The organism is Bhargavaea massiliensis (assembly GCF_018390575.1).
Taxonomy (GTDB): domain Bacteria; phylum Bacillota; class Bacilli; order Bacillales_A; family Planococcaceae; genus Bhargavaea; species Bhargavaea massiliensis.
The window spans coordinates 294,909-309,844 of record NZ_JAHBCJ010000002.1; the positions used below are offsets into that span (position 1 = coordinate 294,909).

At 55.4% G+C, this 14,936-nt stretch carries 11 protein-coding genes; 9 read left to right on the plus strand and 2 right to left on the minus strand.

Features of this window, described 5'->3' with window-relative positions; all coding sequences use genetic code 11:
- Positions 1-47 precede the first annotated feature (47 nt).
- From KHA84_RS04265 to KHA84_RS04275, 3 genes are all read left to right on the plus strand, one after another.
- Positions 48-1,481: a S41 family peptidase gene (locus tag KHA84_RS04265; protein ID WP_213422289.1), complete on the plus strand. Its 1,434-nt coding sequence runs from the start codon at positions 48-50 to the stop codon at positions 1,479-1,481.
- A 135-nt stretch (positions 1,482-1,616) separates the two neighbouring features.
- Positions 1,617-2,735 carry a PDZ domain-containing protein gene (locus KHA84_RS04270; RefSeq protein ID WP_213422290.1) on the plus strand — a complete coding sequence of 373 codons (1,119 nt, stop codon included), beginning with the start codon at positions 1,617-1,619 and terminating at the stop codon, positions 2,733-2,735.
- Positions 2,736-2,765: 30 nt separating this feature from the next.
- On the plus strand, positions 2,766-3,023 hold the full coding sequence (locus tag KHA84_RS04275) for a DUF2198 family protein (protein WP_213422291.1): 258 nt from the start codon (positions 2,766-2,768) through the stop codon (positions 3,021-3,023).
- A 53-nt stretch (positions 3,024-3,076) separates the two neighbouring features.
- Here the strand turns inward: KHA84_RS04275 and KHA84_RS04280 are convergent, their stop codons facing one another.
- Positions 3,077-3,388: an AzlD domain-containing protein gene (locus tag KHA84_RS04280; protein ID WP_213422292.1), complete on the minus strand. Its 312-nt coding sequence runs from the start codon at positions 3,386-3,388 to the stop codon at positions 3,077-3,079.
- Positions 3,388-4,113, minus strand: a complete 726-nt coding sequence (locus KHA84_RS04285; RefSeq protein ID WP_213422293.1) for an AzlC family ABC transporter permease — start codon at positions 4,111-4,113, stop codon at positions 3,388-3,390. The genes KHA84_RS04280 and KHA84_RS04285 overlap by 1 nt, the downstream gene beginning before the upstream one ends.
- A 136-nt stretch (positions 4,114-4,249) precedes the next feature.
- On the opposite strand from KHA84_RS04285, the gene KHA84_RS04290 reads away from it, so the two are divergent.
- The 6 genes from KHA84_RS04290 to KHA84_RS04315 all read left to right on the plus strand — a co-directional run bounded on the left by KHA84_RS04290 (position 4,250) and on the right by KHA84_RS04315 (position 14,770).
- On the plus strand, positions 4,250-4,903 hold the full coding sequence (locus KHA84_RS04290; protein ID WP_213422294.1) for a TVP38/TMEM64 family protein: 654 nt from the start codon (positions 4,250-4,252) through the stop codon (positions 4,901-4,903).
- Positions 4,904-5,017: 114 nt separating this feature from the next.
- A complete protein-coding gene (gene addB, locus KHA84_RS04295) occupies positions 5,018-8,518 on the plus strand; it encodes a helicase-exonuclease AddAB subunit AddB (protein ID WP_213422295.1) in 3,501 nt (1,166 codons plus the stop codon).
- Entirely contained in the window at positions 8,493-12,212 is a 3,720-nt protein-coding gene (gene addA / locus KHA84_RS04300; RefSeq protein WP_213422296.1) for a helicase-exonuclease AddAB subunit AddA, read from the plus strand. Before addB ends, addA begins: the two co-directional genes overlap by 26 nt.
- Positions 12,184-13,344, plus strand: a complete 1,161-nt coding sequence (locus tag KHA84_RS04305) for a DUF418 domain-containing protein (protein ID WP_213422297.1) — start codon at positions 12,184-12,186, stop codon at positions 13,342-13,344. The genes addA and KHA84_RS04305 overlap by 29 nt, the downstream gene beginning before the upstream one ends.
- Before the next feature lie 79 nt (positions 13,345-13,423).
- Entirely contained in the window at positions 13,424-14,326 is a 903-nt protein-coding gene (locus tag KHA84_RS04310; protein ID WP_213422298.1) for a fumarylacetoacetate hydrolase family protein, read from the plus strand.
- Positions 14,327-14,398: 72 nt separating this feature from the next.
- Positions 14,399-14,770, plus strand: coding sequence for a YisL family protein (locus KHA84_RS04315; RefSeq protein WP_213422299.1), 372 nt, complete (start codon positions 14,399-14,401; stop codon positions 14,768-14,770).
- Positions 14,771-14,936: the final 166 nt, after the last annotated feature.

The following is a 14,936-nucleotide window of genomic DNA, read 5'->3' on the forward strand; positions in this document are numbered from 1 at the left end:
TATGCTTCCTGCTCTGTTCATACACTTGGACGGAGGAGGGATGTCAGATGCGCATAAGCCGATTTTTAATGTTTGTGGCGGTCTGCGCGGCAGCGGGTGGTATCTTCTACTTTGTCCAGAACGGCAAAGGCGAATCGGCGGGATCTGTCAGCGGCAAAAAGCCGATTGATGAAGCGTATGATCTGATCTTGGAAAAGGCCGTCCACCGTGTCGGCGGTGACGAACTGGTCGAGGGGGCTGTGAGGGGGATGGCCGATGTGCTGAACGATCCGTACAGTACATACATGACCGAAGAGGAAGCTGCAGCCCATGAAGAATCGCTATCGGACGAGCGTGTCGGAATCGGAGCGGAAATTACGGAATCCAGGGGACGCTTTATCATCGTAGCCCCGGTCCGCAACTCGCCTGCGGAAAAGGCCGGCATACTTCCATACGATGAGATCGTCCGTGTTGACGGTGAGCGCGTGGACGGCAAGACGATGAAAGAACTGCTTTCTCTGATCAAGGGCGCTGAAGGATCAGATGTCACGCTGACCATTTTCCGGCCGGACGAGGACAGGCATCTGGAAGTCGCGATGAAAAGAAGCGCGATACCGGTCAAGACGGTGGACAGCAGGTTGATCGAGAAAGATGGCTATCAGCTGGGGGTCGTGACCATCTCGATGTTCGGCGAGGAAACAGCCAATGAATGGGAGGCCCATACAAAGAAATTAATCAGCCAGGGAGCAGATGGGCTCATTATCGATGTGCGCGGCAATCCCGGCGGCTACTTGTTCAGCGTCTCCAAGATTGCAGGCAGCCTTCTTAGGGAGGGGACGGTTTTCGCCTTTATGCAGGACGCGGAAGGGGTAAAAGAGCCGGTCCGCTCCGAAGCTCCTGAAGACGACGAGTACGCGAAAGCGATGCGCCTGATGAAAGCGGTGCTCCTGCAGGACAAAGGCAGTGCTTCCGCAAGTGAAGTGCTTAGCGGAGCGCTTCAGGACAACGGGCGGGCGTTTATCGTCGGCACCGTGAGCTTTGGCAAGGGGACCGTGCAGGAAACGTGGCCGCTTTCAAACGGAGGGGAGATGAAGCTATCCACTCACAAGTGGCTGACCCCGTCCGGAGAGTGGATTCACGGCAAGGGGGTCAAGCCGGACCTGGAATCCGAGCAGCAGTCGCTTTATGGGCTACCGGTCATGCCGGTCGAGGGCAACTACCAACCCGGAGACTACGGGGAAGACGTAGGATATGCGCAGCGGGTGCTGGCGGCATTGGGCTATGATGTGACCCGCGCCGATGGCTATTATGATGAGACGACACTAAAGGCGGTCGAGCAGTTCCGGGATAATGAGAAGCTGGATCCCGGTGGCGCCATGGATGATGCATTTTTCCGGGCGCTCCGCGCGAAAGTGATCGAGTATAAGTCAGATGAGAAAAACGATGATCAGTTGCAGCTCGCGGTCGGCTATATGAAACATGTATTGAAGTCCGGCAACTAAAACCATTCTCATCCTACCCCGGGTTTGATAGAATGAAGTAATGAAGTTTGAGTGTTGTTTAGAACCGGGGATGGTGACAGTCTGATGGTAGAGGAAATCTTGTTCGAATTGTTGCATGCCGCGGGAAGATTTTTCATGAACCCGTTGCTTTATATCATTTTGTTGTTTTCTGTCTTGTTGGGCTACACGAGAGTCAAGCGTGAGCGCAGGCATTTCAGGGTGAGGCTGCATGAAGGCCTGGCTGAATTCCGCGGTCTGCTTAAGGAGTCATGGCTGATTGCGCTCGTCCTGTCGCTGATGATTGCAGGCGCGGGGCTTGTTGTTCCTAAAGGATGGCTCGTTCTGTTCTGCGGGTTTATGCTTGTTGCGGTGCTTCTTTTCCGTTACCAGGCGGGCGCTCCGATTTATGCAGCTGGATTTGCAGCGCTTGGCTACTGGCTGCTTGGCCGCTACGGAATTGCGACGGACTGGCCGGTCATCGGTTGGACCTACACCGGCATATCGGGCGAGGCTGCCGTCACCGTCACGGCGATTGCCGGCCTGCTCACGATTGGCGAAGGGATCCTGATCCGCAAGTACGGCGCCCGGGACGCTTCTCCGCTCCTTCTGGAGACGGCGAGGGGACTACAGGGAGCCGCCTACAGGACCAAGCGTCTCTGGCTTCTGCCGCTTCTGTTCGCAGTGCCGGGCGGGCCTGTCGGGGAGATGCTTCCTTATTGGCCGCAGTTCACTCTAGGCGGGACGTCTTATTACCTTGTTTTAATCCCGGCGGTCATCGGTTTTGAGCATAAAACAAAGCGTCACCTGCCGGGACAGGTTTACAGCGGTTACGGCAAGGCGGTTTTTGCCGCCGGACTTGGTGTAACGGCAGCCGCCTTCCTGGGGCTATGGGAGCCACTGGCCGCCTGGGCCGTTCTTGTTTTTGGCTTCATCGCAAGGATGGTGATCACCATCATGGCCGCCGTGCGGGAAAACAACGGTAATTTCGCGGTCGCACCAAGAAGCGACGGCGTGGTTGTAGCTGCGGTCCTTCCGGAATCTCCCGCTGATAAAATGGGGATTCTTCCCGGAGAGACCATCCGGAAGGTCAATGGCGTCACCGTGACGGATGAACGGGAATTGTACGAGGCCATCCAGGTCAATGCGGCCCACTGCCGCGTCGAGGTGGTTAATAGGGAAGGGGAATTGCGGCTCTGCCAGCATGTCATCTTCAGGCATGACCACCACCGGATGGGCCTTCTCGTCGTCCGTTGACCGGTATTCGCAGGAGAGGGGGATCGGCCTGTGGAATCATACGCACTAAAAATCATCCTGGCGGTTTTTCTGCCGGCAGCATTGGTCATCCTATTCACCCGGGTGACTTACCACCATGTGGTTGGCCTGGTCCTGACAGTGGCATTGATTGCAGCGTCCGTCTATGCGGGATATACGCATACCTGGCTGCTCTATACAATCGATGCCCTCTCGCTGACCGCCGGGTTTTACATGGCCGGCAAGATGAGGGAACGGACAAAGCAGGAGCAAAACCAAAATCTGGAATGACAAAAACGACCTGGCGCGTAAATGCGTCAGGTCGTTTTTCTGTTGCCACTCGTTCAGCCGGCCAACAGGCTATAAAATGCAAGGATGGCGATTGTTCCGAGGACGGTCCCCATGACACCGCCGCCCAGCCAGCCGATCAGCGCAGCCGATGCAAATCCGATTACGCCAAACAGCAGGTCGTCCGGTTGTGCATACAGGATCGCCGGAAAGATCAGCGCACCGAGAACGGCGAATGGAATATTCCTGAGCACGCCGGAGACGGCCGGCGGCAATTCTTTCCCCTCGAGAAAGGTCAGAGGGATGGCGCGCGGCACGTAGGTCACCACCGCCATTCCAATCAGCATCCACCAATACCAGCTGCCCATCATGCGCCCTCCTTTCGTTCAACTGCACGCCGGAGTACATGCCCGCGGCGAGCGTATAGCACTTCGACAGTGACCGCAGAGACGAGCGTGGATACCATGATGGCCCAGCCGGTTGACAGCAGCCCCGTCCAAAAGAAAAAGCCATTCATGGCAGCCGCAGTCAGGGCAAGCAGGACGACTTTCCGGTTGCCTTTCAGGGAAGGGATGAGAAGCGCGACAAACATGGCATAAAGTGCAATCGACATCGCAGCCTGGAGAAAAAGAGGCAGGTTCGCACCGATCAAATGCCCGACTCCGCTGAAAATGACCCAGCTTGCGTAGGACAGGATGATGACACCGGCAGCATAGGATGTCCGGACACGTCCCTCGCCCGTAGTGGAGATTACGGAAAATGTTTCGTCAGTAATACCGAATGCATAGATCGCCTTTTTCCATCTGGCGTCCGGTTGCATCTTTTCATTGAGCGAAGCCGTCATAAGAAAGTGGCGGATATTCACGATGAACGTGTTCAGCACAATCAAAACAGGATCCACCTTTGCTGTGATCAGGCTTAGGGATATGTATTGTGCGGCGCCGGCAAAAACAAAAATGCTCATGGCAATCGTTTCGGTAAGGGATAGTCCGGTCGTTTTCGCCAAGAGACCGAATGTAAGCGCCACCGGGAAATAACCGATGGCAATGGTAAGCCCCGCCTTCAGGCCGGCGGCAAGGCCTTCTCTTTGCATAATATCCCATCTTTCTTGCATGATGATGTTTACAATTATACTACAACTATTTCCCTCCGGACGCCTGATTTTGTAGAGTTGCTTGAATAGCGTAAAATAAGGGAAACGAAACTTGAAACCAAGTCGGGGGTAAGACATGGAGAATTGGCTGGATCTTGACACCTTGTTTGAATTGACATCACAATACCGGGCGCTGGGACCTCTTCTTGGCTTTTTGCTGCCGTTTATCGAGGCGTTTCTTCCTTTTCTGCCGCTGTTTGTATTCGTTCTTGCGAATGCCAATGCATATGGATTTTTATTGGGCTTCCTGATCAGCTGGGGTGGAACGGTTGCCGGATCATATACAGTGTTCCTCCTTATCAGAAAATATGGCGATGCAAGGGTGTTCCGGTTCCTGACAAAAAGTGAACGCGTCCGGAAACTCATTCAATGGGTGGAACGCAACAGCTTCGGGCCGCTATTTGTGCTGCTCTGCTTCCCGTTCACACCGTCCGCCCTCGTGAATCTTGTTGCTGGCCTCTCCAACCTTAAAAAGAAAGTGTATCTGCTCACGTTGATGGCCGGAAAGTTTGTGATGATCGCCATTGCGAGTTTTATCGGGCATGACCTTCGCTCCCTGATCACCCAGCCAGTGCGGACAGCGGCGGTCGGGGTCGTGATTTTCCTGCTTTGGCTTGGCGGTAAGCAGCTGGAAAAACGGCTTGATAGGCGAGTGGAAAATGACTTCAAGTCGATTCGTGAAGAACAGACTGCCGCGGAGGAAGAAGACACACGGGAAAAAGGGCAGTGACCTGCTGGTGGCCGGTCAAGCCGCGTGGGTTTTCCTTACATAAATAAGAGAACATTTGTTCGTTTATGTTTCTTCCATTATAATTGAAAGCATATCAGAAAGGAGTGGCTGCCGATGACATTCAGGCTGATTACCGGGCGTGCCGGTTCCGGCAAGACCACAATCATCCGGAAGGAGATAGCAGGCAAGCTGAATGAAAATCCTCTCGGATCTCCGGTATTTGTTATCGTACCGGACCAGATGTCGTTTTCCATGGAAAAGAGCTTGTCGACAGAGTTCGGCCTTAGAGGCACAATCCGTGCTCAGGTAGCGACATTCAAACGCCTGGCCTGGCGCATTCTTCAGGAGACGGGCGGAATCACCCGGACGGAAGTGAACGGCTTCGGTTACCGGATGCTGATCCGGAGCCTGCTTGCGGAAAACAGGGACGAGTTCAAACTGTTTCGCCAGGCGGCTGATAAGCGGGGATTTACCGAGCAACTGGAAGATTTGCTGAAGGAATTCAGCCGCTATTGCCTCGACTGTACGACACTGACCGATATGCACGGTGAGCTCGAGAAGGTCGGTGCTCCGCGGGCGCTGCTGGACAAGGCCGATGATCTGGAACTGCTCATGAACAAGGTAGAGGAACGTCTCGGAACGGCTTATGTGGACAGTGAAGGGTATCTGGCGCTGCTTGCCTCCCAGATCCGGCACTCCGATCTGGTCCGGGATGCTGAAGTGTATGTGGACGGCTTCGTGACGTTCACGACAAGAGAGCTGGAAATCGTCGAAGAGCTCATGAAGCATGCGAAACGTGTAACGGTCGTCCTGCCGATGGAAGATCCATATGGGACGGCGACCGGTTCACAACTGTTTTTTAATGCTCAAGGCAGTGCTGCCAGGCTGATGGATGCTGCAAAGCGGAACGGGGTGGAGACGGAAGAGGGCATCCACCTGGGCATGCCCCGCCGGTTTAAGAGCAGGGCACTCGCTCATTTGGAATCGGTATTTGACCGATATCCGGCGCCGGCCACGTCCGCTGATGAAGATGTGGAACTGATCCGCGCGGCGGATGCCAGGGCGGAAGTCCATGCCGTGGCAAGGAGGATCAGGAACCTCATGCTGTCCGGGATGCGCTACCGGGATATGGCGATCCTGTACCGCCAGCCTGAAGTGTATGACGAGCTGATCGAGACGGTATTCCCGCTCTATGATGTTCCAGTCTTCATCAGCCGGAAAAAGCCGATGCTTCACCACCCGCTGATCGAATTCAGCCGTTCGGTGCTTGAGGCGGTATCGGAAGGTTGGGAGTACGAGGACATTTTCCGCGCCGTCAAGACTGATCTGTTCTTCCCGCATGGGGCGGATCTTTCGGAGTGGCGGGACCGGGCGGACAGGCTGGAGAATTACGTGCTGGCAAACGGCATCCGCGGCGAGCGCTGGTTCGATGAAAAACGCTGGCAGGTCAAGCGCTACCGCGGCCTGGAGTTTCACCGCAACGTGCAGACAGACGAAGAACTGGCGATGCAGGAAGACATCCACCTGATCCGGGATGCCGTCCGCGAGCCGCTCGCAAACCTCGAGGCGCGCCTGCGGAGGGGGAAGACCGGGCGCGATATCGCGACGACCCTCTTCACGTTCATGGAAGAACTGCGTGTATTCGATAAGATCGTCGACCTGAAACGGCGCGAAGAAGAATCCGGCCGGCTGTTCGAAGCGGCGGAACATGATCAGGCATGGAATTCCTGGATTGAAGTGCTGGACCAGTTTGTCCTGATGTTTGGCGACAAGGAGCGTCCGCTCGCTGAGTTCATCCGGATTCTCGACGAAGGATTCGATACGCTCGAGTTTGCCCGCATCCCTCCTTCGATGGACCAGGTGACCGTAACCACTGTCGACATTTCAAGGCTGATGGATATGGAAGCCGTCTTCATCATTGGTGTCAATGACGGCGTATTCCCGAAGCGCATAGATCAAGAAGGACTTTTGTCCGACCGCGAGCGGGAGTGGTTCATGGAAATCGGGTTCGAGCTGGCACCGACGACAAAGATGCGGCTTATGGATGAGACGTACATGGCATATCGCGCATTTACGACAGCTTCTTCAAAATTGTTTATTTCCTATCCGGCATCGGACGCCGAAGGGAAAGCGCTCATCCCTTCGCTGTATCTGAAGCGCATCCGTCAGATTTTGCCTGACGTGGCTGAAGCTGATGTGCTTAATGATCCGGCAGACCTTCCGGAGGAGGAAAGCTGGCAGGAGTATATCAGCCACCCGAGGGCGACGCTCCGGTACGCATCCGCACAGCTGCGGCTTGCGGAAAATGAAGGTGAATTGTCCGGTCCGTGGCGGACGGCCATCGACTATTACCGGAATGACCCGTACTGGTCGATGATTTTCGGCAAGGTGTTCCGTCCGTCACGCAGAAGGGAAACAGAGCGGCTGGAGCCTTCTGTCACGGCGGCTCTCTACGGTGAGGAAATCGGTTCAAGTGTCTCTCGCGTTGAGTCGTATTTCAGCTGCCCGTTCCAGCATTATGCAAGCTTCGGGCTGAAACTGCGTGAACGCGGAGAATTCACGCTTGATCCGCCGGCACTCGGCGACCTGTTCCATGCCGCCTTAAAGTGGATATCAGATGAGACCGGACGGCGGGACTTGTCTTGGGGCGCGCTTAGCCACACCGAGTGCCTGACACTCGCCAGGGATGCCGTGGAGTCGATCAGTCCTTACTTTTTCAACCAGATTCTGCTGAGCTCAAGTCGGTATGCCTATATCAAGCGGAAGATCACAAGAATCATCCAGCGGACACTCCTCGGGCTCTCCAAACAGGCCAAGCACTCCGGGTTCACCCCTGTTGCCATCGAGGCGGCATTCGGCCCGGGTGAGAAATTCCCCCCTCTCCGTGTTCCCCTGAAGAAGGGCAGGACGATGCAGCTGAGGGGAAGGATTGACCGGGTGGATGCTGCGGAAGTGGACGGGAAGCCGTTTATCCGGGTCGTCGACTATAAGTCATCTGCCAGGGCACTGGACCTTGCGGAAGTGTATTACGGCCTGTCCCTCCAGATGATGACTTATCTGGACGTCGCGCTCCTTAATTCCGATGAGTGGTTCGGCAGGGAAGCACTCCCTGCGGGTGTGCTGTACATGCATATTCACAACCCGATGCTCCGCGCCGAGTCGGGTGTAATGGACGAAACAGAAATTGAGGCGGAGGCGATGAAATCCTACCGGATGCGCGGCTATATTCTGGATAATCCCGACGTTGTGCTCGAAATGGACAAAAGCCTTGAAGGCTCTTCAGATATCCTGCCTGTCCGGATGAATAAAAACGGTACATTCTCGAAGACTTCCAAGGTGCTCGGCCCGGAAAGTCTCTCGCTTATGCGGGAGTATGTACGCCGCAAGCACAGGCAGGCCGGCGATTCCATGATTGACGGTGACACGCGCGTGCTCCCATACCGGATGAAGGACCGGATGCCATGCCAGACGTGCGCTTACCGCTCGGTCTGCCAGTTCGATCCCGCAGACCCGGCACAGCGCTATCAGGCGCTGCGGCAGCTGACTCCTGAAGAGTCCATTAACTTGATGAAAAAGGAGGTTCGGGGAGATGAAGATACCGGCGAAACCCGTTGATGCAACGTGGACGGATGCCCAGTGGCGGGCGATTCATGCCTCGGGCAGCGACTTGCTCGTCTCGGCCGCGGCCGGTTCGGGAAAGACGGCTGTCCTCATCAACCGCCTGATCGGCAAGGTGACCGATCCGGACGACCCGATTGACGTAGATGAACTTCTTGTCGTGACGTTCACGAATGCGGCTGCGGCGGAAATGCGTCATCGGATGGCGACGGCACTTGAGGAGGCGATCGAGAAGAACCCATCTTCTTCACGCCTTCGCCGCCAGCTCAGCCTCCTGAACAAAGCCCAGATTTCGACGCTCCACTCGTTCTGCATGAACATCGTCCGGCAGTATGCCTATGTGCTGGACATTGACCCGGGTTTCCGGATTGCGGATACCGCGGAGGCGGCCCTGCTCAGGGATGATGTGGTCAGCCGCGTTCTCGAGGAAGCATATGGCTCGGAAAACCCGGAACCGGTGTACCGTCTCGCGGATAGCTTTACATCCGACCGTGATGACCAGGCAATCGAAGTACTGATTGACAAACTATATGACTATTCTCGTGTGCACCCGAATCCTCAGGAATGGCTGCGGGACATTCCGCTACAATATCACCTGCCGCAGGACGCGGACATCGACAGCCTGCGGTTTATAGGGCCATTAAAGGAAGCGATTCGCCATCAGTTGGAAGAGGCGGCATCGATGGCAGCTGAAGTGGGCCGCATTGCCCGTCTCCCGGACGGTCCGGCGCCCCTTGCCGCAACCGCGGAAGAAGACGGCGCACTGATCGGGGCGCTCCTCAAAATGATGGAAAGCGGCACATGGGAAGAGGTGTACCATGCCTTTTCCACCATCAAGTGGGCCAAGGCCGGCGCCATCCGCAAAGACAGCTGTGACGAAGATTTGGCTGAGCGGGCCAAGAAAAAACGGAATGACATCAAGAAACTCGTCAATGGACTGAAGGAAGCTTACTTTGTCCGTACGCCGGACCGTTTACTGGAAGAGATGAGGCTCATGGCACCGTTGATGGATACACTTGTCGAACTAACAATCCGTTTCGGCGAGCGGTATGCAGAAGTGAAAAGGAACAGGGGCATCGTCGACTTTTCAGATCTTGAACACCTGGCACTCGCCATTTTGTCGGAAGAGCGGGATGGCAAGCACGTGCCATCAGAGATCGCCCACGATTTTCGGGAGCGTTTCCGGGAAGTGCTGGTTGACGAATACCAGGATACGAACCGCCTGCAGGAGACAATCGTCTCGCTCGTCAAAAGCGGAGAAAACGAAGACGGCAACCTGTTCATGGTGGGTGATGTCAAACAGTCCATATACCGATTCCGCCTGGCCGAGCCGATGCTGTTCCTCGACAAGTATTTGAAATTCAACGGGGAAGCGGACGGCACGGGAATGAAAATCGACCTGAACGCCAACTTCCGCAGCCGGAGGGAAGTGCTGGACGCGACCAACTATGTGTTCCGCCAGGTGATGGGTGCTCGTGTCGGTGAAATCGACTATGACGAAGCCGCGGCACTGAAGCCCGGTGCACCCTATCCGGGTACGGGCCATCCGGCTACGCTGACGATTATCCATGAGGAGCAGGAAGAAGACGGGGAAGAGACATCCGGACCTGACGAGGAACACAAGCAATCGCAACTGGAAGCAAGGGCCATCATCCGGGAAATCCGGCGGCTGATGGACACAGGTGCACAGGTGACAGATCCGTGGACCGGAAGCACACGCCCGCTCCGTTACCGGGATATCGTTATCCTCATGCGTTCAATGACCTGGTCCGGCGAGATCGCAGAAGAGCTGAAGCTTGCCGGCATCCCGGTCTACGCTGAAACGTCCGGCGGCTACTTTGACGCCATTGAAGTAATGATTATGCTGAACACACTCCGAGTCATCGATAATCCATACCAAGACATCCCGTTCGCATCCGTGCTAAGGGCACCTTTTATCGGGCTCAGTGAAAACGAGCTGGCGAAAATCCGCCTGGCAGCGCCCGACGAGCCCTACTATGAAGCGCTCAGGCAATACGTCCGGAACGGCATTTCCACAGGCATTCCGCCAGAGACGGAAGAAAAAATCCGACGCTTCTATGTTCACTTCGAAGAATGGCGGGACCTGGCACGCCGCGGGTCCCTTGCAGACCTGATCTGGCAGGTGTATTTGGATACCCATTACTACGAGATGGCCGGCGCCATGCCGAACGGCAAGCAGCGCCAGGCCAACCTGCGCGCCCTCCATGACCGGGCGATCCAGTATGAGAGGACGTCCTTCCGGGGGTTGTTCCGATTCTTGCGCTTTATCGACAGGATGAGGCGGCGCGGTGACGACATGGGGACCGCCAAAGCGGTCGGCGAGCAGGATGACGTCGTCAGGATCATGACAATCCACGCGTCCAAAGGTCTGGAGTTTCCGCACGTGTTCGTCGCGGGAACAGGGCGGCAGTTCAACAAGATGGACTTTAACCAGCCGTATCTGTTCGACCAGCACTTTGGCCTCGCTGTCAAGGCTGTGGACCCGGACAACCGCATCCAGTACACGTCACTGCCATTTCTTGCGATCCGTGAAAAAAAGGAGCTCGAAATGAGGGCAGAAGAGATGCGGGTCCTTTACGTCGCCATGACCCGCGCAAAGGAAGCCCTTTATCTGATCGGCTCTGTGAAGGATCTGGACGCAGTAATCATGAAGTGGCAGGAGGGCCAACTTGCCCCGGGCGATCGGCTCCCTGAGTACATTCGCTCGCGGGCAGCAGGCTATCTGGACTGGATCGGCCCTGCAGTGGCGCGACATCGGGCTTTTGCCCCGCATGGAATGATACCGGGCGGGCAGCTGGCCGATGACGAATCAGTCTGGAATATCGAGTTCCTTACGCCTTCCGATTTATCGGCCGAGAACGAGCCGGCTGCGGAAATTGCAGCGGAAACAGACTTGCCTGTTGATCTGCCGGACAATGGGGCGGAGGAAGAGGTGCTCAGCCGGTTCACCGCTTCTTATCTGCACAGCGCATCTGTCGGGAAGCGCTCGAAGCAGTCGGTCAGCGATGTAAAACGGATGTGGCTACTGGAAAATGCGGAAGAACCGGATCCGTTCATGACCCGTTCAGATGAAATCCGGCCGATGTACATGCATGACCGTCCGGAATTCATGCAGGAGCGGACACTGACAGCTGCGGAAATCGGGACGGCGATGCACACGATCATGCAGCATATCGATCTGGCCCGGCCTCAGACAGTGCGGGATGTGCAGAACCTGATCACCGAGCTTATCCGCCGGGAACTCATCACCGATGAAGAAGCAAGGGAAGTGGATGCGGCTGCCATTGCGCGTTTTTTCGGGACGCCGATCTACGAACGCATCAGGAAATCTCACGATGTCCGCCGGGAATTGCCGTTCACGTACGGGCTTGATGCTGGAGACGGAGACAGGCAGATCCTGCAGGGGATCATCGACTGTCTGTTTCGGGAAAAAGACGGCTGGGTCCTGCTCGATTATAAAACCGACCGAACGGGCATGTTCCGATCAGAGGCAGCGCTTGAGTCTGCGATGGCCGAGCGCTATGGCGTGCAGCTTTCGCTCTACGCGCGGGCAATCGGGGACATCCTCGACATCAACATCAAAGAAAAGCTCCTGTACCTGTTTGACGGGGAAAGAGTACTGACCATCCGGGGGGATCATTTTGCCGACACTGAAACCGACCGCATCTAATGAACGGATTGCAGCTCTTGATTATCTGAGAGGGTTCGCCCTGCTCGGGATCTTCATTGCGAACATGCTGTTTTTCCATACACCCTATGTCTATATCGATCCGTTTACCTGGTTCAGGTCGCTCAGTGACGAGGTATCCCATATGTGGGTGGACATCCTGTTCCAAAGCAGCTTTTATCCGCTGTTTGCGATGCTGTTCGGCTATGGGATGAACATGCAGTATGAAAAGGCCGTCCGGCTCGGGAAGCCATTTGTGCCGACCGCAGCAAAAAGGATGGGAATCCTCCTGCTTTTCGGAATCGTACATGCCTTCCTCATCTGGCCGGGTGATATCCTGATCACCTATGCCCTGATGGGGCTGATCTTCATGTGGATGCTGCGGCTTCCATCGGCAATACTCGCGGCGATCGGCGCGGTCGTCTATATCGTTCCGATGGCGTTGCTCACGCTCCTGACTTTCATTGGAGAAAAGCTTGATCCGGAAGGAATCATGGGAGCCTATGTCGACATTACCAACGTCAACAGGTCCATTGAAGCATACGGCGGCGGAACCTTTGGGGAAGTGACTGCGCAGCGAGCCGCTGACTGGATGTTCATGAATATGGCTTCGATTCCGATGGCGCTGTTCATGATTCTGCCGCTTTTCATGTTCGGAGCAGCTGCAGGCAAATCCCGCTTGATCGAAAAAGCTTCTGACAAATGGAAAAAGTGGATTCTGCCGGCGATTTTGTTCACGGCTGCCGGGCTGGCACTTAAGTCGCTGCCGTATTTCACCGATCTGCGCTACACTTCACAGATGTTGCAGGATTCGTTCGGCGGGCCGATCCTGACAGTCGGTTATGTCGGATTCATCCTTCTGTTCCTGCAGTCGGGGCTCGTCCGGAAAGTGTTCCATCCGGTCGCATCCGCGGGACGGATGTCGCTTACCGTGTATCTCACGCAGTCGATTATCGCAACCCTGATCTTCTATTCATATGGACTCGGATATTACGGCAAGTTGCCGGTGTCACTCGGGACCTGGCTGGCTGTGGCCATCTTCGCAATCCAGTGTATTCTCGCCGACTTATATTTCCAGAAATTCAGGCTGGGGCCGTTCGAACACATCTGGCGCAGGCTGACTTACGGGAAATGACGAAATATAAAGGATTCCGCGGAGATCTGTCGTAACTAATGAAGTACAACCAACCCAGAATAGAAAGGATGGCGTCAAGATGAAACTGTTATCGTTCCGGTTTGAAGGGAAACTGCGCTTCGGCCCCAAAGTGAAAAAGGAGGAGGCCGTTTGGGACCTGGCGGCAATCCGTGAAGAACTGGGTGAAGGGGAATCTTTCCCGACGCATATCATCGACGGCATCGCGGAAGGCCATGAGTTCGTTGAAGGGATCCGCCGGCTGGTCGAGCGCGCGGAAGCCTCCGGCGATCCCGAATCCTATAAACGCGGATTCGGCGAAATCGAATGGACAGCGCCGATTCCCCGAACGCCGAAAAACGTCATCTGTATCGGAAAGAACTACGCTGACCACGTCACCGAGATGGGCGGTGACCGCCCGCCGGAAAAACTGGTCGTCTTTACAAAGGCACCGACGGCCATTGCGGCGGATGAAGAGGAATTGCCGGCCCATGAAAATATCACGGAAAGCCTGGACTACGAAGGCGAACTGGCGATTGTCATCGGAAAGGGCGGGCGGAATATCCAGAAGGCGCTTGCCTACGATCACATTTTTGGATACACAATCGCCAATGACATCACCGCGCGTGACGTACAGGCAGCACACGTGCAATTCTTTCTCGGGAAAAGCCTAGACAAATCGTGTCCGATGGGACCGTACCTTGTCACAAAAGATGAGATTCCGGAACCTCAGAACCTGTCGCTCGTGACGAAAGTCAACGGGAAAGTCCGCCAGAACGGCAACACGAAAGATATGATCTTCCCGATTGATGAATTGATCGCACAGGTCTCCCTTTACGTCACGCTCGAACCTGGCGACGTCATCCTGACCGGGACGCCTTCTGGGGTCGGCAAAGGGATGAATCCGCCGTCTTTCATCAAGCCGGGCGACACGGTAAAGGTATCGATCGAGGGAATCGGGACCCTGTCGAATACATTTGCCTGACCCTCCCGCGTGATTGCCGATGCCGGCTTATGGTAGGATAAGAGGGCAATCATAGAAAATGAGGTGGAATAGTTGGGCGTCTTTACGGATACGACACATCTGCACATCTTCACCTGGGTCGTTGCGGTCATTCTTTTCCTGGTGGCAACGGTCATGGCGAAAGGGAGCAAGGGACGCAAGATCGTTCATATGATTCTCCGTCTCTTCTACATCCTGGTCATTGTAAGCGGGGCTTTCCTGTTCTTCGCTTGGTCCAGCGCTGATGCGGCCATGTACGGGGTCAAGTTCCTGCTTGGCATTTTGACAGTCGGATTCATGGAGATGGTGCTTGTCCGCCAGAACAATGACAAGCCGACCACCGTCTTCTGGGTGCTGTTCTTCATCAGCTTCCTGGCGACGATGTTCATCGGTTTGAGCCTGCCAGTCGGCATGGACTTTTTCTGATCGGACAAAAAGCCGGAAACGGGTCTTCGGACCGGTTTCCGGCTTTTCTATTTGTCATGATGAAATTCGGATTCATGTAGACTGTTGATCATCTCGAGTAAACCGTTGATGATCTTCAGCCAGCCCCCACCCAATATCGCCGATTTCACATTTTTGCCCTATTTCA

What these genes read in the sequence shown, in the direction of transcription:
- KHA84_RS04265 (WP_213422289.1), top strand. Translation starts at nt 48, where the DNA reads ATGCGCATAAGCCGATTTTTAATGTTTGTGGCGGTCTGCGCGGCAGCG.
- addA (WP_213422296.1), top strand. Translation starts at nt 8,493, where the DNA reads ATGAAGATACCGGCGAAACCCGTTGATGCAACGTGGACGGATGCCCAG.
- KHA84_RS04285 (WP_213422293.1), bottom strand. Translation starts at nt 4,113, where the DNA reads ATGCAAAGAGAAGGCCTTGCCGCCGGCCTGAAGGCGGGGCTTACCATT.
- KHA84_RS04270 (WP_213422290.1), top strand. Translation starts at nt 1,617, where the DNA reads ATGAACCCGTTGCTTTATATCATTTTGTTGTTTTCTGTCTTGTTGGGC.
- KHA84_RS04280 (WP_213422292.1), bottom strand. Translation starts at nt 3,388, where the DNA reads ATGGGCAGCTGGTATTGGTGGATGCTGATTGGAATGGCGGTGGTGACC.
- KHA84_RS04310 (WP_213422298.1), top strand. Translation starts at nt 13,424, where the DNA reads ATGAAACTGTTATCGTTCCGGTTTGAAGGGAAACTGCGCTTCGGCCCC.
- KHA84_RS04290 (WP_213422294.1), top strand. Translation starts at nt 4,250, where the DNA reads ATGGAGAATTGGCTGGATCTTGACACCTTGTTTGAATTGACATCACAA.
- addB (WP_213422295.1), top strand. Translation starts at nt 5,018, where the DNA reads ATGACATTCAGGCTGATTACCGGGCGTGCCGGTTCCGGCAAGACCACA.